24 protein-coding genes are annotated in these 23,432 nt (G+C 45.1%); all 24 read right to left on the bottom strand.

The features are described 5' to 3' along the window. Nucleotides 1–3 precede the first annotated feature (3 nt). Nucleotides 4–1,527 (bottom strand): complex I subunit 4 family protein, encoded by a 1,524-nt coding sequence (locus QNI08_RS13335; protein ID WP_285767912.1) that lies wholly within the window; start codon nucleotides 1,525–1,527, stop codon nucleotides 4–6. Beyond that, entirely contained in the window at nucleotides 1,524–3,395 is a 1,872-nt protein-coding gene (nuoL, locus tag QNI08_RS13340) for an NADH-quinone oxidoreductase subunit L (RefSeq protein ID WP_285767913.1), read from the bottom strand. Before nuoL ends, QNI08_RS13335 begins: the two co-directional genes overlap by 4 nt. A gap of 34 nt (nucleotides 3,396–3,429) precedes the next feature. Beyond that, nucleotides 3,430–3,744 (bottom strand): NADH-quinone oxidoreductase subunit NuoK, encoded by a 315-nt coding sequence (nuoK, locus tag QNI08_RS13345; protein ID WP_064467120.1) that lies wholly within the window; start codon nucleotides 3,742–3,744, stop codon nucleotides 3,430–3,432. Continuing rightward, a complete protein-coding gene (locus tag QNI08_RS13350; protein ID WP_285767914.1) occupies nucleotides 3,741–4,259 on the bottom strand; it encodes an NADH-quinone oxidoreductase subunit J in 519 nt (172 codons plus the stop codon). Before QNI08_RS13350 ends, nuoK begins: the two co-directional genes overlap by 4 nt. Then, a complete protein-coding gene (gene nuoI, locus QNI08_RS13355) occupies nucleotides 4,256–4,675 on the bottom strand; it encodes an NADH-quinone oxidoreductase subunit NuoI (RefSeq protein ID WP_057911921.1) in 420 nt (139 codons plus the stop codon). Before nuoI ends, QNI08_RS13350 begins: the two co-directional genes overlap by 4 nt. Nucleotides 4,676–4,708: 33 nt before the next feature. Then, nucleotides 4,709–5,716 carry an NADH-quinone oxidoreductase subunit NuoH gene (nuoH, locus tag QNI08_RS13360; protein WP_285767915.1) on the bottom strand — a complete coding sequence of 336 codons (1,008 nt, stop codon included), beginning with the start codon at nucleotides 5,714–5,716 and terminating at the stop codon, nucleotides 4,709–4,711. Next, a complete protein-coding gene (locus tag QNI08_RS13365) occupies nucleotides 5,717–6,814 on the bottom strand; it encodes an NADH-quinone oxidoreductase subunit D (RefSeq protein WP_285767916.1) in 1,098 nt (365 codons plus the stop codon). Between the two features lie 5 nt (nucleotides 6,815–6,819). Further along, nucleotides 6,820–7,944, bottom strand: coding sequence for an NADH-quinone oxidoreductase subunit C (locus QNI08_RS13370; RefSeq protein WP_285767917.1), 1,125 nt, complete (start codon nucleotides 7,942–7,944; stop codon nucleotides 6,820–6,822). Next, nucleotides 7,945–8,421, bottom strand: a complete 477-nt coding sequence (locus QNI08_RS13375; protein ID WP_285768114.1) for a NuoB/complex I 20 kDa subunit family protein — start codon at nucleotides 8,419–8,421, stop codon at nucleotides 7,945–7,947. Nucleotides 8,422–8,447: 26 nt separating this feature from the next. Continuing rightward, nucleotides 8,448–8,822, bottom strand: a complete 375-nt coding sequence (locus QNI08_RS13380; protein ID WP_285767918.1) for an NADH-quinone oxidoreductase subunit A — start codon at nucleotides 8,820–8,822, stop codon at nucleotides 8,448–8,450. Nucleotides 8,823–9,165: 343 nt separating this feature from the next. Next, nucleotides 9,166–9,567, bottom strand: a complete 402-nt coding sequence (locus tag QNI08_RS13385) for a F0F1 ATP synthase subunit epsilon (protein WP_285767919.1) — start codon at nucleotides 9,565–9,567, stop codon at nucleotides 9,166–9,168. Between the two features lie 25 nt (nucleotides 9,568–9,592). Then, nucleotides 9,593–10,990, bottom strand: coding sequence for a F0F1 ATP synthase subunit beta (gene atpD / locus QNI08_RS13390; RefSeq protein ID WP_061141276.1), 1,398 nt, complete (start codon nucleotides 10,988–10,990; stop codon nucleotides 9,593–9,595). Nucleotides 10,991–11,077: 87 nt separating this feature from the next. Then, a complete protein-coding gene (locus QNI08_RS13395; protein ID WP_285767920.1) occupies nucleotides 11,078–11,938 on the bottom strand; it encodes a F0F1 ATP synthase subunit gamma in 861 nt (286 codons plus the stop codon). Nucleotides 11,939–11,975: 37 nt separating this feature from the next. Continuing rightward, a complete protein-coding gene (gene atpA / locus QNI08_RS13400) occupies nucleotides 11,976–13,484 on the bottom strand; it encodes a F0F1 ATP synthase subunit alpha (RefSeq protein ID WP_061141278.1) in 1,509 nt (502 codons plus the stop codon). A gap of 24 nt (nucleotides 13,485–13,508) precedes the next feature. Then, nucleotides 13,509–14,045: a F0F1 ATP synthase subunit delta gene (locus QNI08_RS13405; protein ID WP_285767921.1), complete on the bottom strand. Its 537-nt coding sequence runs from the start codon at nucleotides 14,043–14,045 to the stop codon at nucleotides 13,509–13,511. Next, nucleotides 14,042–14,560: a F0F1 ATP synthase subunit B gene (atpF, locus tag QNI08_RS13410; protein ID WP_285768115.1), complete on the bottom strand. Its 519-nt coding sequence runs from the start codon at nucleotides 14,558–14,560 to the stop codon at nucleotides 14,042–14,044. Before atpF ends, QNI08_RS13405 begins: the two co-directional genes overlap by 4 nt. 152 nt (nucleotides 14,561–14,712) lie before the next feature. Next, the gene (gene atpE, locus QNI08_RS13415) at nucleotides 14,713–14,937 is read right to left on the bottom strand and encodes a F0F1 ATP synthase subunit C (RefSeq protein ID WP_061141280.1); all 225 of its coding nucleotides are present in this window, start codon (nucleotides 14,935–14,937) and stop codon (nucleotides 14,713–14,715) included. A gap of 74 nt (nucleotides 14,938–15,011) precedes the next feature. Then, complete coding sequence (gene atpB / locus QNI08_RS13420; RefSeq protein WP_285767922.1) at nucleotides 15,012–15,728, bottom strand: F0F1 ATP synthase subunit A; 717 nt, start codon at nucleotides 15,726–15,728, stop codon at nucleotides 15,012–15,014. A 22-nt stretch (nucleotides 15,729–15,750) separates the two neighbouring features. Beyond that, complete coding sequence (locus tag QNI08_RS13425; RefSeq protein WP_285767923.1) at nucleotides 15,751–16,119, bottom strand: ATP synthase subunit I; 369 nt, start codon at nucleotides 16,117–16,119, stop codon at nucleotides 15,751–15,753. A 286-nt stretch (nucleotides 16,120–16,405) separates the two neighbouring features. Beyond that, nucleotides 16,406–18,643 (bottom strand): S8 family serine peptidase, encoded by a 2,238-nt coding sequence (locus QNI08_RS13430; protein WP_285767924.1) that lies wholly within the window; start codon nucleotides 18,641–18,643, stop codon nucleotides 16,406–16,408. 465 nt (nucleotides 18,644–19,108) lie between these two features. Further along, entirely contained in the window at nucleotides 19,109–20,248 is a 1,140-nt protein-coding gene (gene wecB / locus QNI08_RS13435) for a non-hydrolyzing UDP-N-acetylglucosamine 2-epimerase (protein ID WP_285767925.1), read from the bottom strand. Between the two features lie 24 nt (nucleotides 20,249–20,272). Beyond that, nucleotides 20,273–20,902, bottom strand: a complete 630-nt coding sequence (gene upp / locus QNI08_RS13440; protein ID WP_285767926.1) for a uracil phosphoribosyltransferase — start codon at nucleotides 20,900–20,902, stop codon at nucleotides 20,273–20,275. Nucleotides 20,903–21,136: 234 nt separating this feature from the next. Then, on the bottom strand, nucleotides 21,137–22,378 hold the full coding sequence (locus QNI08_RS13445) for a serine hydroxymethyltransferase (RefSeq protein ID WP_285767927.1): 1,242 nt from the start codon (nucleotides 22,376–22,378) through the stop codon (nucleotides 21,137–21,139). A gap of 458 nt (nucleotides 22,379–22,836) precedes the next feature. Beyond that, a complete protein-coding gene (locus QNI08_RS13450) occupies nucleotides 22,837–23,430 on the bottom strand; it encodes a TIGR01440 family protein (protein WP_285767928.1) in 594 nt (197 codons plus the stop codon). Nucleotides 23,431–23,432 lie beyond the last annotated feature (2 nt).

The following is a 23,432-nucleotide window of genomic DNA, read 5'->3' on the forward strand; positions in this document are numbered from 1 at the left end:
CTATCATCGCCCCCCTAGAGCAAGCATCACGGCTTCAATCGTACTTTGAATGGGCCCGCCTAACAAATTTGGATATACGCCGATCGCAATGATCAATCCGAGAAGCACCAATGCCGGTACCAACTCCCAGCCTTCAATATCCCGCTTCTCTTTCTCTTCCAAACTATCATTCTTGCCGAACGTCATCAGCATGACTGCCCGCAGTATATAGATAGCTGTGAAAATAAGCCCGATCACCGCTATTGCCGCAAGCAAGGGCTGACCTTTGAATAAGCCGAGAAATACCATGAATTCACTGATGAAGCCCGACATGCCTGGCAAACCGAGCGAGGCCAAACCGCAGGCCAGCAAAAACCCGGAAAAAACCGGCATCGACCTCGCTAACCCTCCAAGATTGGGGAGCATCGTGCTCCCTGTTCTCTCGTATAATGCACCCACCAGGAAAAATAGCAGTGCAGCGATCAAGCCGTGTGAGATGACTTGGAAGACCGCCCCCTGAAGCCCTGCTTCGTTCAAGGCCCCGAGCCCCATCATGACGATCCCCATATGTGAGATTGATGAGTAAGCCAAAACAAGCTTGAAGTCGGTTTGCACCATTGCCAGCCATGCCCCATATAAAAAGCTGATGACTCCCATCAATACAAGGGCAAGCGCCAAGCTTTCATATTGTTCAGGAAAGATCCCCATTGCAAACCTGATGATTCCGTATGCCCCGATTTTCAATAAAACACCTGCATGGACCATGACGATGGATGGATGTGCCTCTGCATGAACCCGCACCATCCAGCTATGAAACGGAAATACGGGAAGCTTTATCGCAAATGCAATCAGAAAGGCGAGGCATAAGCCATATTTCATCGAACTGGAAATCGGAGCGAACAGCGACACACCGCCCATTGTCATCATTTGTGTCAGAGCCGCAATGTTCGTTGTACCTGTTCGGGCAAACAGAATCAAAATGGCAACCAATAAAACGGCAGAACCAATGCCGTTATAGATCAAAAAATAATAAGACGCCTTTTCCCGCTCCAGAAAGCCCCATCTGCCAATTAAAAAGAAGGCGGGAACCAGCGTCATTTCAAAAAAGATGAAGAAAAGGATCAGGTTTTCTGCCGTAAAGACGCCGAGCATCCCGATCTCAAGGATCAAAAACAACAAGTAATACCCTTTCCAGCCCTGCTTTATATATATCGAGGCCATTGCCGCCAGTGAGGAAACGATGGTCGTCAGCAATATGAAGCTGAGGCTCAATCCATCCAGCCCCAACTCATAATTGACGGCAAATAGTTTTGGATCGTACATCTCCAAATTCCCGAACCGGATCCAATCCACCTTTATGCTGAAGGCGGAAAGAGCAACGCCGGAATAATATTGACTGCATAAAAAGAATGAGAGGATCAACGGGGGAAGCGTTCCGAAAAAGCCAAATTGCTTGATGGTCCTTTCCTCTTTTTTCGGCATCAGGGAAATCATCAAAATTCCCAGTAATGGTGAAAAAACTAAAAGCGAGAGCAAATAGACATTCATCTTAAATACCCCCCAGTTAAAGCAAAAATGACCAACAATACCGCAAGACCCAGAAACGCAATCATCCCATACTGCTGTACCTGCCCCGATTGCAGTTTAGATCCTATTTTCCCCAACCCTTCTATTGAACCGGTTACAGTCGTCACCAATCCACCAATAATGAACCTTTCCACATAGGATAGGAATAAGCCAATGCCTTTGATCAATTGAACTATAGTAAAATAATAAATTTCATCAATATAAAACTTATTTTCCAAAATCCGATATAACGTGGAGTCCTTTTTGACGAGCCACTCCCGAGGCAGCTTCGTTTTAGCGTATATCATATAAGCAAGGAATATCCCTGCAAGCGCTATTAGCACGGCAAGGAGCATGATCCAAACCGGCCCTTCACTGTGCCCGGAACCAAGCACGGCCTCATTCCCCTCTACAAGCCACTCACCAAGGAAGGTTCCGAACCATGGAGTCTGGATATACCCACCGACCACAGCAAGTATCCCCAAAACAAGCATCGGAAGCAGCATGATCGCAGGAGATTCCTTGACCTGTTCTGCTTGAATGCGAGATTCTCCTGCAAAGATCATGAAAAATAGCCGGAACATATAAAAGGCAGTTAAAAACGACGTGATCACTGCGAGAGAAAATAAGAAATAGTTACCATTCGCCCAGGCAGCCATCAAGATTTCATCTTTACTGAAAAAGCCCGAGAGCAAGGGAAACCCCGATATTGCCAGGGTGCCAGCCAAAAACAGCGGACCTGTCCATTTCAGCCTTCCCCATAACCCGCCCATCCTTTCTATATCCTGTGTATGTATTGCGTGAATGACACTGCCCGCAGCCAAAAACAACAGAGCCTTAAAAAAGGCATGGGTCATTAGATGAAACACACCGGCAACATAACCCGCAGTGCCCAAAGCTAGCATCATGAAACCAAGCTGGGAAATGGTCGAATAGGCCAACACCCGCTTGATATCCTTTTGCACCGTAGCGATGCTCGCGGCAAAGATGGCTGTGAATCCGCCTGTTACGGCAACAACCTGCATGGCCGCATCGCTAGCGAGGAATAACGGGAACATCGTAGCTACCAGGTATACGCCCGCGGCCACCATGGTTGCTGCATGAATCAATGCAGATACCGGCGTAGGGCCTTCCATTGCATCAGGAAGCCATGTGTGAAGCGGAAATTGCCCAGACTTCCCAACAGCACCAATGAAAATGAGGATGGCAATCAGCGTTATGCTTCCATCCGGGATCACACCCGCTTGAACGGCTTGAAAAATCTCTTCATATTCGAAGCTGCCCGTTTCCCAGAATAGGAGGATAATCCCGATCAATAGCCCTACATCCCCGATCCTGGTCATGATGAAGGCCTTTTTCGCTGCATCCTTAGCTTCCTGTCTATAGAAATAAAACCCGATCAAAAGGAAGGAGCCGACACCGACCAATTCCCAGAAAAAATAGAGCTGCACTAAATTCGGCGCCATGACCAGTCCTAGCATGGCAAAGGTGAAGAAGCCCAGATAAGCATAAAAAGTGGAGAATCGCTCTTCACCCTTCATGTATCCCAACGAATAGATTTGGACAAGCAGGCTGACAAAGGATACAATCACAAGCATCAAGGCATTGAGTTGATTGATCTCGAATCCCGCCGTAAGCTGCGTCCCTCCTATTGAAAGCCAATCCATTGTTGTTTTATAAGTGGGTGCCGTCAACCTTTCGACCAAGGCAAGCACCGATAAAACAAATGAAGCCAAAGTAAAGATTATTCCTATATATGCCCCCCGCTCCCGTAACCGGCCACCTGATAGAAGCAGAACCAAAAACGTGACGAGTGGAAAAATCGGAATGAGCCAAGCGTTCTCCATCATCGTATCAAATCCCCTTCTTCGTTCAATTAAACCTTCAATGCTTCATGATATCCATTTCATCGACATTGACCGTCTTCCGATTGCGGTAAAGGGACATTAAAATCGCCAACCCTACAGCCGCCTCGGCTGCAGCGATAGTGATCGTGAATAGTGAAAACACTTGGCCCGTAATCGATGGCGTTACCCCGAATTTACTGAAGGCAACCAAATTGATATTGGCCGCGTTCAGCATCAGTTCGATTGAAATCAAAACGATGACCGCATTCCTTTTCGTCAGAGCCCCATACAGCCCTATACAAAAAAGAACGAGTGCCAATACGAGATATGCCGACAAGGGGACTCCCGTCATGAACGATCTCCCTCCTCATTATCCTTTTTAGCCAATACGATGGCCCCGACTAAGGCCACAAGCAGGAGTACCGACATTACTTCAAACGGAATCACATACTTAGAAAAAAGCTCGATCCCTATTTGTTTAGTATTTTCCTCATGCAAGGCGGTTGGCTGTACCGGTATATCTAGATCATAGATTCCCAGATAAACCGCGACGGCAAATCCAGCAATCGCCAACAGCAAGGAGAATTTCCTCCAGCCCCCTTTTGACGGTTCATCGTTTTCCCGATGCTTCGTCAGCATGATTCCGAATAACATCACGATCGTAATGGCCCCAGAGTAAATCAGGATTTGCACAATGGCGACAAATTCCGCCGAAAGCAGCAGATAAATGCCCGCAATGCTCAAGAATGTAAAAACGAGAGCAATGACCATGTGCACCACTTTCGTTAATGTGATTAGCAGCACCCCGCCCAGTATGGCGACGAGTGCCACACCAAAAAAGGCAATCAATTCGCCGGATACACTCATACTTTATTCACCTTCCGGATATTTTCATCGTTTTCATCTAGCCACTCCAAGTTTTTAAATAAATGATCACGGCTATATTCCGCCAGTTCAAATTGATTCGTCATGACGATCGCTTCAGTAGGGCAGACCTCCGTGCATAGATCACATAAGATGCATATCTCGAAGTTAATGTCATACGTGTCGATGATCTTCCCCTTTTTGGAAGGGTCGGGATGTTTCTTTCCCGTCAACTGAATACAATCGGTTGGGCAGATCGTCACGCATTGATTGCATACGATGCACTTTTCAGGGTAAAATTTTTGGATCCCGCGGAATCGGTCAGGGAGCGGCAGCGGTTCATTCGGGTAGTCATACGTCACTTTCTTCCGGGTCAAGTTCTTTAATGTATAGCTTAAACCTTTAGCTAAACCAAGCATGTAACCCCTCACTTTCCGGTCAGCTTACCTCTTTTAAAAAAGGCTGACGATTTCTTTTATGATTGCAGTCAAGAATATATTGGCCAATGCAACCGGAAGCAGCACCTTCCAACCGAACTCCATCAATTGATCGGCCCTTATCCGCGGAAAGGTCACCCGAATCCAGACCAAAATATAGAACACCGCACTGAACTTGAGGCCGAACCAAATGGCACCCGGAATAAAATCCAAAAACGGAATTGAATTCCATCCTCCTAAAAATAATACAGTGGTTAACGTGGCCATTGCAAACATATACACATATTCCGATAACATAAAGAACGCCCAGCGAAATCCAGAATATTCAACATGATACCCTGCCACAAGCTCGGATTCCGCTTCCGGAAGGTCAAAAGGGATCCGGTTCAGCTCAGCCACCGACGCAATCATAAAGACGATGAAAGCAATCGGCTGAAGAAAAATGAACCAAACCTTCTCTTGGGCAGCCACGATATCGTTCAGGTTCAGGCTGCCTGTCAAAAGGACGATGCCCACTAACGACATCACCAAAGGAATTTCATAAGAGATCATTTGTGCGGCTGCGCGCATTCCGCCGATCAACGAATATTTATTATTGGATGCCCAGCCCGCCGTGACGATGCCGATCGTTGAAATGCCGGAAATCGCCACATAATACAGCAACCCTACACCAATATCGGCAAATTGGAACGCATCGGTGAACGGAAGGGTGGCCAGGACCATGAACGCAGGAGCAAAAGCAATGACCGGGGCCAAAATATAAAGCGGCCTGTCGGCTTTTTTCGGTATGGTATCTTCCTTGATCAGAAGTTTCAAAACATCGGCAACGGTCTGCAAAAGCCCCCACTTCCCGCCAATCTGGTTCGGGCCGATCCTCAGCTGCATGAACCCCATGATTTTCCGTTCCGAAAGGATTCCATAGGTGACGAATCCCAAGACCGCGAGTAAAAGCAGGACGGCCAAACCAAAATAGACGCCGAAGTTCAGCAGGCTTGGAGCGGAATGGAGTAAATCCTTGATCATTTATCCATCCACCTCCCCCAAAACGATATCGATGGCACCCAATATGGTTATCAGGTTCGCCATATTCTCCCCTTCCAATAGTTTGGGAAGAATTTGCAGATTATAAAATGACGGCCGGCGGAACTTCAAACGATATGGCTCCTTTTTCCCTTCACTCGCAATATAACAGCCAATTTCCCCTCTTGGTGATTCAATTCGCACGAAGGCCTCTCCCTTCGGGACCTTAATGATTTTCGGAACCTTGGCAAGCACCGGCCCTTCTGGAAATTGCTCAACTGCCTGCTCAAGGATTTTCAAAGATTCTTCGATTTCTTCCATTCTGCAGTGATACCGTGAAAAGGCATCGCCCTCGTCACGAGTGGGGACATCAAAGGTGAACCGGTCATAAATGGAATATGGTTCGTTTTTCCGCAGATCCCATTTGACCCCCGTACACCTTAAGTTGGCACCGCTAAGTGAATACTGAAGCGCTTCCTCTCTCGTATAAATGCCTACCCCTTTTACCCGGTTCACAAAAATTTCATTGCCTGTCACCAGCTCGTGGTAACCGGCAAGCTGCTCCCTCATATAAGGGATGAACTCGGCAACCTTTGCGATCCAGCCTTCGGGGGCATCCCATTTCACGCCTCCCACTCGCATATAATTGAATGTAAGCCGCGCACCTGACAATTCAGTCAATAAATTGACGATCATCTCCCGCTCGCGAAAGGCGTATAAAAAAGGGCTCGTCGCTCCTATATCAAGCAGGTACGTTCCCCACCAGACAAGATGGCTTGCCACCCTGCCCAACTCCATGACGATCACCCGCAAGTATTCAGCCCGATCGGGGATTTCCAACCCCATCATCGTTTCGACAGCATGACATAACACATAATTGTTTGTCATGGCCGCCAGATAATCAAGCCGATCGGTATATGGGATGATTTGTGTATATTGCAGGTTTTCCGCCAGCTTTTCCGTGCCCCGATGCAAGTATCCAATAACAGGGGTGGCCTTTTTTATAATTTCACCATCGATTTTGATGACGAGCCGAAAAACACCGTGTGTGCTCGGATGCTGAGGCCCGACATTGAGAAGCATTTCTTCCGTCCTTAACATTGGGGTTACACCTCCACATCATAAGGCTGATAATCTTTCCTAAGGGGATATCCTTTCCAATCATCACCGAGTAATATTCGCTTTAAATCAGGGTGATCACGGAAAACGATGCCCAATAAATCATATGCCTCACATTCCGGCCAATTGGCCCCGCTCCATAAAGGGACCAGCGAGGGAATGGCAGGAGCCTCTCTATTCAGCTTCACCTTAAGTGCAACTGATTGGTTCATGTCGAAGGAATGCAAGTGTACATAGATTTCCATATGCGTCTCAAAATCCGTGCCGTGAAGCTCCGATAAGTACGAAAAATTAAGCTGTGCATCATAACGAAACAATTCAGCTATTGAGTAGTATGTATCAGGATTTGCCACTACTGTAGGTACATCCTTTGATAGTTTATTAATATAGTGATCTAGTAGTGCATCTTGTCCTACATGCCTTTCAATAGCGGATACAATTTGATTGAGTACTGGCTGGTTTGGGGAGGGTTCGTTCTTTATGTCATTTTCCGGAATTTCCTCCGCTGGCGCTTTGGCCCTTGCAGCTGCTGCAGCTTTCGCCTTGGCCCTTGCAGCTGCCGCTGCCTTCGCCTTCGCTTGTTCAAGGTCTCCTTCATCACCTGGGGATTTCTGCTTTCGCGCGAGTGCTGCCGCTTTTGCCTTCGCCGCTGCGGCTGCCTTTTGCTTCGACAGGTCGTCTTCTCCTGACGGTTTACCCGGTCCTTCCTCCTTCGCTTGCTTTCGCGCGAGTGCTGCCGCTTTTGCCTTCGCCGCTGCGGCTGCCTTTTGCTTCGACAGGTCGTCTTCTCCTGACGGTTTACCCGGTCCTTCCTCCTTCGCCTGCTTTCGCGCGAGTGCTGCCGCTTTTGCCTTCGCCGCTGCGGCTGCCTTTTGCTTCGACAGGTCGTCTTCTCCTGACGGATTACCCGGTCCTTCCTCCTTCGCCTGCTTTCGCGCGAGCGCTGCCGCTTTTGCCTTCGCCGCTGCGGCCGCCTTTTGCTTCGACAGGTCGTCTTCTCCTGACGGATTACCCGGCCCTTCCTCCTTCGCCTGCTTTCGCGCGAGTGCTGCCGCTTTTGCCTTCGCCGCTGCGGCCGCCTTTTGCTTCGACAGGTCTTGATCCTCATCCATCTATATCACCCGCTTTCCGGTTTTTGCCTCGTAACGGATTTTTTCTTTTAGTTTGTTGATTCCATAAATAAGTGCTGCCGGGTTCGGGGGACAACCAGGGATATATACATCGACTGGCACTATTTGATCTACCCCTTTGACCACCGAGTAGGAATTCACATACGGGCCCCCAGCAGTTGCGCACGAGCCCATGGCGATGACCCATTTGGGTTCCGGCATTTGGTCATATAGTCTACTTATGATCGGTGCCATTTTCTTTGTCACCGTACCAGAAACGATCATGACATCCGATTGCCGGGGCGACGTCCTGAAAAATGAACCGAAACGGTCCAAATCATAATGTGAAGAGCCTACCCCCATCATTTCGATTGCACAGCAGGCCAAACCGAAAGTCATTGGCCAGAGCGAATTGCTTCTGGCCCAGCCTTTAATTTGTTCAAGCGTTGATAAAAATATGCTTTGCCGCATTTCTTCCATTTCGGCTGGGGTAAGATCGTCTAATTTCAATTCCACTTCAACACCTTCTTTTTCCAAGCGTAGATTAGTCCAAGCAAGAGTATAATGACGAAAAATAGCATTTCTATAAGCGCAAACAATCCTAGCTCATCATAGGCTACTGCCCAGGGATAAAGAAAAACCGTCTCCACATCAAAGATGACGAACATCAAACCGAATAAGTAATACCGAACATTGAACTGAACCCTGGAATCGGAAAAAGGATCGATTCCACTTTCATATGTCGTATATTTCATATCTGTTGGTTTATAAGGCCTAAGGAGCTTGCCTAGAAAAAGTGCGACAACCGGTAATAAAATCCCGAGACAAAGAAATACGAATACGATTAAATAATTATTTTGGTACAAATGCAGCTGTCCCATATTCATCTCCCTTTTATGGATCAATCAACAGTAAATGGGTACATGTTCTATTTGCTTGTCTTCTTTTTTGTTGGATGCTGTTTTATATATTTATGCAGAGTAGCAATCTTTTAGAAGCAACGTGACTGGAGAGGGTTTGAAGTAAAAATGTAAGCGTATACATTATAGCATTATGACTGGAAAATGTCGACGAGCCGAGGGGTAATCTGGAAAAAAGTTTATTCCATCATTCGATATATATCAGCAGGTTTTCCTAAATTACGACCTTCGTCGCAAATGGGAAAGATTAAAAAAGCACCTGATCGAACCAAGGATGGTCCGCTCAGGTGCCTTCATCATAAGCTTATCGCATTTGTGCGATTTGGATTCGGTTGAGTGCACGTTTAAGCGCTAGGTCAGCTCTTTTGACATCATTCGATCCATCATTATTTTGCAATCTTTGTTCTGCACGTGCCTTTGCTGCTTGAGCACGTGTAAGATCGATAGTTTCAGCTCTTTCAGCAGATTGAGCCAAAATGGTTACCACATCAGGGCGGACTTCCAAGAAGCCGCCATTTACAGCTACATAGTCCGTGTTGCTTCCATTCTTAAGACGGACAGCACCAATGGTGAGCGGGGCTACGGTTGGAACGTGTCCAGCCATGATTCCCATCTCACCGCTTTTAGCTTTAGTGCTTACCATTTCAACTTCTGCATCATATACTGGGCCATCGGGAGTAACAACATTGACTTTAATGGTCTTCATTTCATTCCCTCCTAGGTCCCTTTAATTAAGCCATTTCTTTTGCTTTAGCAATAACTTCTTCGATGCGGCCAACTAGACGGAAAGCATCCTCAGGAAGGTCGTCATATTTTCCAGCTAGGATATCTTTGAATCCTTGGACTGTTTCTTTAACTGGTACATAAGATCCCTTTTGACCAGTGAATTGTTCAGCCACGTGGAAGTTTTGTGACAAGAAGTTTTGGATTCTACGGGCGCGCGCAACGATTACTTTCTCGTCTTCGCTTAATTCGTCCATACCCAAGATCGCAATGATATCTTGAAGTTCTTTATATTTCTGTAAAGTCGATTGAACTTGACGTGCCACTTTATAATGCTCAGCTCCAACGATTTCCGGGCTAAGAGCACGAGAAGATGACGCCAACGGATCAACCGCTGGGTAGATACCCATTTCAGAAAGTTTACGCTCAAGGTTAGTTGTTGCATCCAAGTGAGCGAAAGTTGTAGCCGGAGCCGGATCCGTATAGTCATCGGCAGGTACATAAATCGCTTGAATGGAAGTAACGGAACCTTTATTCGTTGAAGTGATACGTTCTTGCAATTGACCCATTTCCGTTGCGAGGGTTGGTTGGTAACCTACCGCAGAAGGCATGCGGCCTAGTAGGGCAGAAACCTCGGAACCTGCTTGCGTGAAACGGAAGATGTTATCGATGAAGAAAAGAACGTCTTGTCCTTGTTCGTCACGGAAATATTCAGCCATTGTCAAACCACTTAGGGCAACACGCATACGTGCACCAGGCGGCTCGTTCATTTGTCCGAATACCATCGCCGTTTTCTTGATAACACCAGAATCAGTCATCTCGTAGAAAAGGTCATTCCCTTCACGAGTACGCTCACCTACACCAGCGAATACGGAGATACCGCCATGCTCTTGTGCGATGTTATTGATAAGTTCTTGGATAAGTACAGTTTTACCTACACCAGCTCCACCAAAGAGACCGATTTTACCACCTTTGATATAAGGGGCAAGTAAATCTACTACTTTAATACCCGTTTCAAGAATTTCAACTTGTGTTGATAGTTCCTCGAAAGTTGGTGCTTGTCTGTGAATCGGATCACGACGCACCTCTGCCGTAAGTGGTTCAAATAGGTCGATGTTTTCCCCTAAAACGTTGAAAACGCGACCTAGAGTAACTTCACCTACAGGAACGGAAATTGGAGCTCCTGTATCAAGCGTCTCTGCACCACGGGTTAACCCATCAGTGGAAGACATTGCTACAGTACGAACTGTATTATCACCTAGTTGAAGGGCCACTTCAAGAGTTAGTCCTGTACCAGACGCTGTATTTTCGATTCTTAACGCGTTATAGATCTTAGGAAGTTGTCCGTCTTCGAATTTCACGTCAACAACCGGACCCATAACTTGAGTAACGCGTCCTATATTCATCGTTTTCCCTCCTAACGTTGCTTATAACGACTATCAATATTATGGAACGGTCAAGCATAGTCCGGGCTGACCGCCCCTTTAATGATTCTATTCTAAAGCAGCTGCTCCGCCGACAATCTCGGTAATTTCCTGAGTGATTGCCGCCTGACGTGCACGGTTGTATTGTAATGAAAGTGAGTCAATCAACTCTTTTGCATTATCTGTTGCATTTTTCATTGCAGTCATACGTGCAGAGTGCTCACTTGCTTTACCATCTAACAACGCACCATAAATCAAACTTTCTGCGTACTGAGGCAATAATACCTCAAGAATTTCTTCGGCATTCGGTTCAAATTCATAAGACGTCAAAGTTGCATTGGAAGTATCAAAGTCAGATAACGGAAGGATTTGCTTTTCCGTTACTTCCTGCTGGATTGGGCTGACATAATGGTTATAGTACATATAAAGCTCATCACACAGCTCATTCAGGTATAGGTTCACTGTGGATTTTGCAAGGGAGCTAATGTCAGCAAAAGACGGCTGATCGGGAACTCCAATTACTTCAAGCTCTACATGCATATTACGGCTGACAAAGAAATCACGGCCAACCCTTCCGATTGCGATAATGACGAACTCATCATTGGATTTATGGCGTTCAAGAATGGTCTTATGAACTTGGCGAAGGATGCTGCTATTGTATGCCCCTGCCAATCCACGATCCGATGTGATAACCAAGTATCCGGTCTTCTTAACTGGACGTGAAGTAAGCATTGGATGAGAGGCATCCGTGCTTCCGTTCGCAATACTGGATACCACTTCTTGAATTTTTTCCATATATGGAACATATGCTTTTGCATTAGCTTCGGCACGGTTCATTTTAGAAGCAGATACCATCTGCATCGCTTTTGTAATTTGACTCGTCTTTTTCGTTGAAGTAATCCGAGACTTAATATCGCGTAAAGAGGCCATTCATTCTCACCACCCTTTAAAAATTAGTTAGACCTTATTATTCAGAAATAACGAAGTTCTTTTTGAATTCGTTAATGGCAGCAACGACTGCAGCATCTTCAGGAAGACCCTTAGTTGTGCGAATGTGATCTAATAATTCCGGATGAGAACGATCAAGGAACACATAGTATTCTTCTTCAAAACGAAGGATATCCGATACTGGAATATCATCTAGATGACCTTTAGTCAAAGCATAGAAAATCATGACTTGTTTTTCAACTTTAATCGGTTTGTTCAGATCTTGTTTAAGGACTTCAACTGTACGAGCACCACGGTTAAGTTTTGCTTGTGTTGCAGCATCCAGATCAGAACCGAATTGAGAGAATGCCTCCAATTCACGGTATGAAGCCAAGTCCAAACGCAATGTACCGGCAACTTTTTTCATCGCTTTAATTTGTGCAGATCCACCTACACGGGATACGGAAAGACCAGCGTTGATCGCAGGGCGTACTCCTGAGAAGAACAAATCGGATTGCAAGAAGATTTGTCCATCCGTGATGGAAATAACGTTTGTTGGAATGTAAGCAGAGATATCGCCTGCTTGTGTTTCAACAAATGGAAGCGCAGTGATTGAACCAGCACCTAGCGTGTCGTTCAATTTTGCTGCACGCTCAAGTAAACGTGAGTGCAAGTAGAATACATCCCCTGGGAATGCTTCACGGCCTGGAGGACGGCGAAGTAGCAAGGAAAGTTCACGGTATGCAGATGCTTGTTTTGATAAATCATCGTACACGACAAGAACGTGCTTACCAGCGAACATGAACTCTTCACCCATTGTCACACCAGCATAAGGAGCTAGGTATAAAAGTGGTGCAGGTTGAGAAGCGGAAGCAGATACTACGATTGTGTAGTCCAATGCACCGTTTTTACGAAGCGTTTCAACCGTTCCACGAACCGTTGATTCCTTTTGTCCGATAGCAACATAGATACAGATCATATCTTGGTCAGCTTGGTTAAGGATCGTATCGATCGCAACGGATGTTTTACCAGTTTGACGGTCACCGATGATTAACTCACGTTGTCCGCGACCGATCGGAACTAATGCATCGATTGCTTTAATTCCTGTTTGAAGTGGCTCATGAACTGATTTACGGTCCATTACACCTGTTGCAGGGCTCTCGATTGGACGAGTTTTTGTTGTAGCGATAGGACCAAGACCATCTAGTGGTTGTCCAAGCGGGTTCACGACACGCCCGATTAATTCTTCTCCTACAGGAACTTCCATGATTCTTCCCGTACGGCGAACTTCACTGCCTTCTTTAATGTCTCTGAATGGTCCAAGGATAACAACACCTACGTTATTTTGCTCCAGGTTTTGTGCCAGACCCATCGAACCATTGGAAAATTCTAAGAGCTCCCCAGACATTGCATTATCTAAACCATGAACGCGTGCGATACCATCACCAACCGTGATGACTGTACCCACATCGCTTACTTTAATTTCCGACTGATAGTTTTCAATCTGCTTTTTAATCAGCGCACTGATTTCTTCAGCTTTGATGCTCATGAATTTCACCCCTATCTGTGAATATTAACCTAATAGTTGTTTGCTAAGGCGATCTAACTTGCCGCTGATCGTCCCGTCATAAATACGGTTGCCGATTTGGAGCTTCATTCCGCCAATGATCGAGCTATCCGTAATATTGGTAATGCGTAAATTCCGTTTGCCGATTTTTGCAGCAAAAGCTGAAGACACAGCTTCCGCTTCAGCTTCAGTTAAAGGATTGACCGTATAAACAGTCGCATCCGCAACTGAATTTTCTTCATTAGCTAATTCAATGAACTCTTCTGCCATGGGAGCAACTTCAGCTGTACGATGACGCTCGACCATTAGCATTACAGTGTTTTGAACGGAAGGTGATATTCCTGCAAAGGCATTTTTCATCACTTCGCGTTTGGCATCGCCAGTCATTTTAGGATGAGCCAAGAAGCTTAACAGCTCTTTATCCTTCGTGAAAACTTCATGAACTATGCGAAGCTCTTCTTCAAGTTGGTTAATGAGATTTTGCTCTTTGGCAATTTGGAAAAGAGCTACAGCATAACGTCCTGCTACAGTTATATCGCTCATTTACCTTCTCCTGCCTCTTGAATATATTCATTTATTAATTTTTCTTGATCAGCTTGTGATAGTTCTTTTTCAATCACCTTAGATGCAATCATTACAGATAAAGATGCAACTTGCTCGCGCAATGCGGCAACTGCTTTTTCTCTCTCTTGTACGATTTCACGTTTTGCCGATTCCTTAACACGTTCAGCTTCAGCACGCGCTTGATTGATGATATCTTCGCGTTGAGCCTCACCTTGTTGTTTAGCATTCTCTATAAGCTGTCCCGCTTCTGTGCGAGATTGTTTTACGATTTCACGCTGTTCTTCCAAATACTTCAACGCTTCTTTTCTACTAACTTCAGCTGCTTCGATTTCGTTTGCGACATGCGCTTCACGCTCTTTCATGATGCCCATCAATGGACCCCATGCAAACTTCTTAAGCAACGCTAACAATACGATAAAGATGAAAAGCTGGTATATGATATCTCCACCATTAAAATGGCCTGCTTGACCAAGTACAAAATTGCTTGTTAACACGCTCGGTTCACTCCCTTCATGAGATTCACTATTGAAGTTCTGTATTTTCAATTGGCAGCACCCTGCCATGATAATCATTCACTTTAACACAGAGCAATGGCGAAGGTTCTCCTTGGATCATCTTCGCCATTATTGAACTTTTTCAAATTATCTTATTTACCTAGAACGATGAACGCGATAACTACCGCGATGATCGGTAGTGCCTCAACTAAAGCGATACCGACGAACATAGTCGTTTGAAGCATACCACGAGCTTCTGGCTGACGCGCCATTCCTTCAATTGTACGTCCAACGATAAGACCGTTACCAATACCCGCACCTAGTGCACCTAATCCAACTGCGATAGCAGCAGCTATAAGACCTAAAGAACCTGTCATGATAAATTTCCTCCTTGAAATGTTTGTTTTATTTTTTAAATCAATATAATGTTCAAAATGAACAATACTTATAATTAATGGTCGTCACTAACTTTATGGGAAAGATAAACCATTGTTAACATAGTAAAAATGAATGCTTGAATGGACCCAACAAACACACTGAACCCTTCCCAAGCCAACATTGGAATCGCCGCACCGATTGCACCAAATGCGCCGCTTGTGCCTAAGCCAGCCAGCAAGGTTAGCAGTAACTCACCTGCATAGATATTTCCGTATAGCCGCAATCCAAGAGTCAACGTATTGGCAAGCTCTTCAATAATCTTTAACGGAAACAAGAAACCCATTGGTTGGACATACGTTTTTGCATAATTCTTCATACCCCTCATCTTGATACCATAATAATGGGTCAGCCCCAATACCATGACCGCCAAGGCTAGAGTTATTGCTGGATCAGATGTAGGTGATTTCCACCAGAGCTCTCCTCCTATTACAATCGAGAAAGGCAATCCTAGCATATTCGAAACAAACACGTACAATATTAATGTCATTCCCAACATAAGGAACTGACCACCCGTACGCCAATCCATATTGCTGTTGATGATGTTTTTGACAAAATCCATAACCCATTCGATAAAGTTTTGCATTCCTGTTGGCTTCATCGCAAGTTTACGAGTTGCTGTTACAGCAATGATGAAAACGATGAGACTTGCGATCGTCATCATTAGTACATTAGACAAATTGAAATGTATCCCAGTCTCCATAAATTCCCACATAGGAGCTTCATGATTCAACAGTATTCACCTCTCTTCTTTACTACCTACGTATGTTTTGTATAAAATAATCTATCATAATGACAAAATAAACCGTCATTAATCCCACAACCACGCAGACCACTTGAAACTCATAGGGATACCTCAATGCAATAATCGCAGCTAAACCCGCCACAGACATTCTAGTTAAGCTACCAAGTGAGCGCGTTTTTTTACCTTCCGCTACTTCTTGGGCAAACTTTTTGTTTTTTTTGACCATGGACCAAAAAATAAACAGGCTGAAGGCAGTACCAAGCAACAATCCTTGGAAGACTGAATCATATGATGTGAATGCCACCCCAATCACATAAATACCCATTAGATACAGCATGAATTTCAGCTGCCTATTGAACATTTTTTCCAATTCTAGCATTTTGTCATGTAATCTCCCTAGATATATTGTAGATCTGTGGGTTAGCAAGGTAAATTTGCCCGTAATAAGTCCAAATAGAGAGTCGATGAAGCACTCCTATTTGTCACATTATTGACGTATGAAACCCCTCTCATTCTACATCCTTTGTTAGCATACAATAGGCTAGAATCATTGTCAATGAGTGGTTAGTGAAATTTGTCACAGGTTTGTAATTATTAACGAATTGTTCACAAATTATCTTTTTTATACTATTGACAACCGATTTATTTTACATATCGTCCTATCTTCACTCAATATGTAACGTCTTTTCCACCCTATCTTCCCTTCCATTCCTCCTCGCAAAGATAATCGCTTTATAAACTCCCTTCGGCGGTAAATTCTTCTGCAATACATCTTTTTTTATCAATCCGGAAGGTGCTGGCTTCGACCAGTCCAGATATCCAACGAATTTCAAGCTTTCTTCTTCGTAAAGGGCAATTCCGAATTCCTCGGCCCCCCTCGGAAGGTACATTTCGTATCGATAAGTCCCGGCTCGATCTCCTTGTCCAAAATCAAAACCCATCACTCTTGGATAATCAGGCTCTTCTTTCACATATAGGTAAGGAAGGGAGATCTTCTTCGTTCCTTCCATTATAAGCAGGTATCCATCGAAGACTCCCTTTTCCATTTCTGCGGGGTTTACCTGAAGCCCCACTTTCAGCCGTTTCTTTTCCTTCGGCTTCAATGTCAGGGATTTCGGCAATTCCCATGTGAGCCCCTTCTCCTTTAATGGCACCATGAAAGAATAGTTCCTCAACTTCGTTCCTGTATTTTCAATCCATATCGTTTCATGGTGCTCTTCGATCCCGCCCTTTTTCGTATACATCCCAAAGGATAACGAGCTTGGATTCAGAAGTGTGTCAGCCTTCAGGGCTTCGTCGAGCTGGATGCGTCCGGCACCTTGTTCGTATGTGTGATAATACTCGCCTGCAGATTTTTCTAATGGTTTAGATGTACTCATCAATGCCGATTTCACTTGATCAGGGGTCCATTCCGGATGCTTTTGCAATATTAACGCGCACGCTCCTGCAACATGCGGCGCCGACATGCTTGTACCGTCAAGCGACATATACCCACCAGGAATGGTGCTTTCGATCTCGACTCCAGGCGCCAGTACGTCCGGTTTTATTCCCCATGAAACTGTCACCGGGCCCCTTGAACTGAAATCAGCAAGTTTATCCTGTTCGGTTTTATATAAAAAGCGCACGGTTTTACTATGCTCTTGCTCCATGACTTGCTTAAGACGCAACCCGTCTCTTCTATTAATAGAAGCAACCGGGATATTCAATTCCTTTTCCAAGCTTCCGCTAAAGGTGCCGGCCGTATTATTATAGATAATCACGCCTTTCGCACCAGCCTTCGCAGCATTGGTTGCCTTCTGCTGGAATGTGAGCGTCCCGCGCTCCAGCAATACAATTGCACCACGGGCATGCTTTAGGTCTTTTTCATACCCAAGGCCTCCGTCCATCACATCTTCAGAAAATGCCAAATTCCATTTCCTTGATCCTTGAAATGAATGCAATCGTGTATAATGCTTTTTTGAGCCTAGGCCGTAAATCATGAATGGCACCTTTAAAGGAGGAGTCGACGCCCCGACGGAAATCGCTTTTTCCGACGTCCCCGGCGATCCGACAGTCCATACTTCCGGACCGGAATTTCCATTAGATGTCACGGCCACGATGCCGCTTTCGACAGCCTTATTCAATGCAAGCGATATCGGTAAATCCGGCCCATTTACGTTATTGCCGAGAGAAAGGTTCAAGACATCCATCTTATCCATCATTGCCGATTCGATAGCCGTCAAAACTTGCTCGGTATCTCCCGCGCCCCCCGGTCCCAACGCTCGATATGCATATACCTCTGCTTCCGGTGCTACACCCTTCATCTTCCCATTGGCAGCAATGATACCAGCAACGTGAGTACCATGTAATGTATTTAGCTCCCCCTGATTTTTAGTTTCCATCGGATCCTCATCACCATCAACCAGATCCTCCCCCCCCCTATAGGTCCGTTGCAAATCCGGATGTGTATAATCGATTCCCGTGTCGATTACCCCCACTTTAACTCCTTTTCCGGTAATTCGATGGTTCTCCTTATCGAAGAAAGCCCTAACTCTCTCTCCTCCTATGTATGGGACACTTTCATCTAACACAGCATGATACGTGGAAACCTCCGTAATGTCCTGGATATCATTTTCCTTTTTCAATTTTTCAATCTCCTGGATTCTCCCGCGAAGCGAAAACCCATGAAGAGCAACGGAATAAACCTTCCGTAACTGAAGCGTTGGATATTTCCCAACCAATTCATTGATTTTTTCTTGCTCGATGGCTTTATCCATCATGACAACGACCGTCACTTCCTTCGATTCAGGTAGTTTTGGCAAAGGCGGCAAGATGACGGATGCCGTCCCCGTTTCGAATGAATAAGTAAATAATAGAAGAAAAACAAATATATATATGAACAATTTCTTTTTCAGCGTCAACATAATCATCCCCTTAGCTGTTAGCTTTTCTCAACAACCTTGGAGTATGCAAACAAAAAAGGAAAAGACGTCTCGCTTTTCCTCTCCACTTACCTCATTGCCAAACCCATTCTTGAATTTGAAACAATCACAAGCAATCGCTGATTGATGCAAGTAACTCGTGTCGCACTTCCGTAAAACGAAAAAAACCGGAAGGAACGAAACGGCCGCTTAGGAAATGCATGTCTATGCGAGTCCCGCAGATGCAGCCGAGGAGGCTCCCCGACCGACCGCCGAAAGGGAACGCCTGCAATGAAATGGAATGTTCACCGTACAAGTCCTCCAATACCTGGGCTTTTAGGATGCGCCTTTCATTTTCACACACAGTAAAAGGCGACGGAACGATCCAACCATCAAAACAAAAAAACTGCAGACAAAACGAGTTTGTCTGCAGTCTAAAAGGAGAAACGGCTAAGCTTTCCTTCATTATCAATTGAATCTAGCAGGCGGTGCATCCACTTGCTTGAAATAGTAACGGATTGCTTCAGCTATCCGGGCCGAAGCATTCCCATCACCGTATGGATTTGATGCCCTGGACATTTTCTCATGTTCTTCTTCGTTCGTAAGCAACTCATGTGCCATATTGAAAACAATCTGCTCATCAGTGCCCGCCAATTTCAAAGTACCAGCCAATATCCCTTCAGGACGTTCGGTCGTATCCCTTAAAACCAGTACGGGTACGCCAAGTGACGGCGCTTCTTCCTGGATGCCCCCAGAATCGGTCATGATCAAGTAAGCCTTTGAAGCGAAGTTATGAAAATCCAGCACATCCAATGGCTCGATTAAATGGACCCTCGGTTCATCTCCAAGAACTTCATGTGCCAGCTCTTGAACAAGCGGATTTAAATGAACTGGGTATACGACTTGAATGTCATCGTGCTCGGCAATGAGTCTTTTGACGGCCCTGAAGATATTCCGCATCGGATCTCCTAAATTCTCCCTGCGATGAGCAGTCAGCAAAACGAGCCTATCTTCTCCCAAATCATTTAAAACCGGATGGGTATAAGAAGACCGTACCGTCGTTTTCAAGGCATCGGTCGCCGTATTTCCCGTCACAAAAATATTGTCCTTCTTGTTTTCATTCAATAAATTCTCTTCCGCTTTTGAAGTCGGAGCAAAATGCAAGTCCGCCATCGTCCCGGTAAGCTGACGATTCATTTCTTCCGGGTATGGTGAATACTTATTCCAAGTGCGCAGCCCCGCTTCTACATGGCCAATGACGACCTGATTGTAAAAGGCTGCAAGGCTGGCGGCAAATGTTGTAGTCGTATCGCCATGAACTAGAACGATATCAGGTTCAGCTTCCTTCATTATGGAATCAAGACCATTTAAAGCCCTTGTTGTGATATCGGCAAGTGTTTGCCTATCCTTCATGATGTTCAGATCATAATCCGGCTGGATCGAAAATAATTCGAGGACTTGATCCAGCATTTGACGGTGCTGGGCCGTTACGGCAACGATCGGCTTGAAATGTTGTGGGTGTTTTTGGAATTCCAAAACTAAGGGAGCCATTTTGACGGCTTCCGGTCTCGTCCCGAAAATTGTCATGACCTTAATCGGTTTATTCATTCGTGACACCTCAGTTTCTATCCATTATTTTGTGCCGAATAAACGATCTCCCGCGTCTCCCAGACCTGGGACGATATAACCATGTTCATTCAGTTTCTCATCAAGTCCTGCAATATAAATATCCACATCAGGATGAGCTTCTTTCAATGCATCCACTCCTTCAGGAGCTGCAATCAGACACATGAATTTAATATTGACCGCACCGCGCTTTTTGATGGAGTGGATCGCTTCGATGGCAGAACCGCCGGTAGCTAGCATCGGATCAACGACGATACATTCCCTTTCCGCCAAATCACTCGGCATTTTCGCATAGTATTCGACTGGCTTCAATGTTTCCGGATCACGGTATAGACCGACATGGCCAACCTTTGCAGCAGGAATCAGTTTAATGATTCCGTCCACCATCCCTATGCCCGCTCGCAAAATTGGTACGATTCCCACTTTTTTACCTGAAAGCATCTTCACTTTGGCCGTGCTGACCGGTGTCTGGATTTCCACCTCTTCAAGTGGCATGTCCCTAGTGATTTCAAACGCCATCAATGAAGCCACTTCATCGACTAGTTCACGGAATTCTTTTGTTCCTGTATTTACATCGCGTATATAAGCTAATTTGTGTTGTATTAACGGGTGATCGAAAACAAATACTTTTCCCATTTGGCATCTCTCCAATTCCATTGCTTAATTTTGCTCTTTTTATGATTTCCCTATTTGAATAGAAAAACTTTCGTGCGCCTTTAAATTCACTTCAACCTATTTTACAGAAAAAAGATTCAATCTTCAATAAAGGTTTAGATGTCAGACCTATTTTCATAATTCAGATTCTTCAATAATATAACCCTTTCATGAATGCCAGAAAAAAGCCGCTCCTAAATAGGAGCGGCTCCGATATTACAATGAAGGATATAATTCGAATTTTTTCGTTAGTGATTCAACACGCTGTTTTGCTTCTTCAAGTTTGGCTTCATCTTCATTATTCTTCAGAACAAGTCCGATGATGGAGGCTATTTCATCCATGTCTTCCAAACCGAATCCGCGTGATGTCACAGCAGCGGTTCCGATACGAATACCACTCGTCACGAATGGTTTTTCCGGATCGTAAGGAATTGCATTTTTGTTAACGGTGATCCCGATTTCATCAAGAACGTGTTCTGCTATTTTGCCAGTCAATCCTGTAGAGCGTACATCAAGAAGGATCAAGTGGTTGTCCGTCCCATCAGAAACGAGGGTGAACCCTTCCTTCTTCAAGCCTTCGCCCAATCTCTTGGCGTTGTCGATGATTTGCTGTGCATAGACTTTAAAATCCTCTTGAAGCGCTTCGCCGAAGGCAACAGCCTTAGCGGAGATTACATGCATCAATGGCCCGCCCTGTATTCCAGGGAAGATGGATTTGTCAATTTTCTTGCCAAACTCTTCCTTACAGATGATCATCCCGCCGCGTGGTCCGCGAAGTGTCTTGTGAGTCGTTGTCGTTACGAAATCCGCATAAGGGATCGGACTTTGATGCAATCCTGCAGCAACAAGACCAGCGATATGGGCCATATCGACCATTAAATAAGCTCCGACTTCATCCGCAATTTCGCGGAATCGCTTGAAATCAATTTCCCGTGGATATGCGCTCGCACCTGCGACGATCATTTTCGGTTTGTGCTGACGCGCCTTTTCCAATACATCATTATAATCGATAAGGTGATCCTTTTCATCAACGCCATATTCAACAAAATTATAATTGACACCACTGAAATTTACCGGGCTGCCATGCGTTAAATGTCCACCATGGGAAAGGTTCATGCCAAGCACAGTGTCGCCGGTTTCCAGCACAGTAAAGTAGACCGCCATATTAGCCTGGGCCCCAGAGTGCGGCTGTACGTTCACATACTCCCCGCCGAAGATCTCTTTTGCACGGTCGCGAGCTAGGTCTTCCACGATATCGACGTACTCGCAGCCGCCATAATAACGTTTTCCAGGATATCCTTCTGCATACTTATTGGTTAGGACAGATCCTTGAGCTTCCATGACTGCCTCACTCACGAAGTTCTCAGAAGCAATAAGCTCAATCTTGCTTCTTTGACGCCCTAATTCCAGTTGAATTGCGTTAAATACTTGCTCATCTTGCTTGGCTAAACGATTCATTCCGTAATTCCTCCTCAAATTGTGCGTGATTCGCTTTTTAGTATATATGTGCAACATGCCTTCAAAAAGGCATGAAAAAGCCTGTCCAAAATAATTAGAAAATTCTTCTCCATTTTAACATGTCTATTTTAGAAGTGATAGTGTAATTTTATCGAACGTTAGATGTTTTTATATTTAAAAATGTTCGTATTTAACTTATTATTTTTGTATAATTCCTCACTTAACCTGGATTTCATCATGAAAAATTTCTCATTCCCCTTGAAATACCGTTTGCAGACTTTATGATGATCCGCAAAAAAGCACGCCTGGATGGAGCTCGTCTATCTAAGCCGCTTTGCTATCAATTCCGTTATTCTTCATCAGGATAGGACGTACCGATGATCCCCAAATCAAAAAGGGCTCCGGAATGCGCTTTCCGAAACCCTTTTATTTATTATCCGAGCAAAGCAACCCGCCTTTTAGTGACAGCTTTTGTTGACAGAAATGTCCTGATAGACGGCCCGCTCCCCGCCGATAAGTTTGGGGCGGGTTTTTGCCATGGTCACGTGTGCGTGCCCGATTTCCTTAATCGATGATCGAAGCGGGACGGCCACATGCTTTAAGTGCATGCCAATGAAGGTATCCCCAATGTCTATGCCCGCTTCCGCTTTTATATGCTCCACGACAACGGCATCTTCCCATTGTTGAAAGGCGTATGTTGCCATGGATCCTCCCGCCTTCCTGACAGGTATGACGGAAACTTCTTCATAACCTCTTCGCACAGCTTCTTCCCTTTGCAAAACCAAGGCCCGATTAAGATGCTCGCAGCATTGATAGGCAACTTGGACACCGGTTTTTTCTTGAAAATCACTGATAACGGAAAATATCATTCCGGCAACATCAAGCGTTCCTTCCGTGCCAATCCGCTTTCCGACCACTTCACTTGTACTGCAGCCAATGACCAATAGTTGTTTCTCTTTTAATGCCGCATCTTCTTGAAACTCTTGCAAAAGCTGCCGGAACTGGTTTTCCCATCTTTCAAGCTCATTTGAAATGTTAGCTTCATTTGACATGA

Source organism: Peribacillus folii, assembly GCF_030271255.1.
Lineage (GTDB): Bacteria > Bacillota > Bacilli > Bacillales > DSM-1321 > Peribacillus.